Annotated in this window: 2 pseudogenes; one reads left to right on the top strand and one right to left on the bottom strand. The window is 60.0% G+C overall.

The features are described from left to right. Positions 1-403: 403 nt before the first annotated feature. Positions 404-889, top strand: a pseudogene (def, locus tag FS320_RS43790) (peptide deformylase); the annotation flags it as partial. Here def and FS320_RS49490 read toward each other — a convergent pair. Continuing rightward, a pseudogene (locus FS320_RS49490) lies at positions 875-994 on the bottom strand (DDE-type integrase/transposase/recombinase); the annotation flags it as partial. The pseudogenes def and FS320_RS49490 sit on opposite strands and share 15 nt — an antisense overlap. Positions 995-1,142 lie beyond the last annotated feature (148 nt).

Below are 1,142 nucleotides of genomic sequence, written 5' to 3'. Positions count from 1 at the left end.
GCTCCACGATCTACTGGAACGCGCACCGCCATCCCTTCGTCTGGGGCCAGCGGCGCCGCCATCGGCCGCGCCGCTCACCCGGCATCGCTCTGCTGCCGAGGGCCGCATGACTTACCGGATGCACCACCAATGCGAGGCTACACATCAAATAAGGTCGATAGACGAATCGTGAAAGTGTAAATTCTTCAAAATTGCATCAAGGACCATCAGTAACACGGCGGCTGAGGTCCTCCAGGATAAACTCGGCGAAGTTCGCAAGGCGCCTCCGGAGTTTCGGGGAATGCCCGCGAGCTCGTGCCGGGCCCTGAATCTGCTGTCGCTGAGACGGATGGCGAGATGGGTATCCTGCCTTCGCCGTCGAATGGCGACATCATCCGCTAACGGCTGCTAATTTCCCGTAATCATGAGCATCAGACCCCTCGTCATCCTCCCCGATTCCAAGCTCCGCATGACCTCCGAGCCCATCAAGGAGGTCACGGGCGAGATCTGCCGGCTGGCGGACGACATGCTGGAAACCATGTACCACGCCCCCGGTATCGGCCTTGCCGCCATCCAGATCGGCATGCCGGTGCGTATGGTGACCATGGACGTGTCGAAGTCCGAGGACGAGCGCCAACCGATGGTGCTCATCAATCCCGAGATCGTCTGGGCCTCGGAGGAGAAGCGCGTCTACGAGGAAGGCTGTCTGTCGATCCCCGAATATTACGAGGAGGTCGAGCGGCCGGATCGGGTGCGCTTCCGCTACATGAACCTGCAAGGCGAGACGATCGAGCAGGATGCGGATGGCTTGCTCGCCACCTGCGTGCAGCACGAGATCGACCACCTGAACGGCGTCCTGTTCATCGACTACCTGTCGAGACTCAAGCGCGACCGGCTTCGCCTGTCCTTTCCGCATCATGTGGACCATTTCGATCCCGCCGAGGATGACGCGTGCAGTGGCAAGAGACTTGAAGCCAAGCATGGGTCTGGCCCGTCGCTTGATGGCACGGTGGTCCTACTCGATGCGATTCAAGTAGTCGGCCCTGAATAACCCACAACTCGTTGGGACAGAAGGATTCTTCGTCGCCCCGAAGCATTGTAAAATGCCAGCATCTGGGGAAGGACCCGCTCAAACCTGGTGTTTTGCCATGGGACCCAAGCCG

Origin of the sequence: Microvirga tunisiensis (assembly GCF_009296175.1) — a bacterium.
In the GTDB taxonomy this organism is placed as follows: Bacteria; Pseudomonadota; Alphaproteobacteria; order Rhizobiales; family Beijerinckiaceae; genus Microvirga; species Microvirga tunisiensis.
This window is presented reverse-complemented; position numbering and strand designations above follow the sequence as displayed.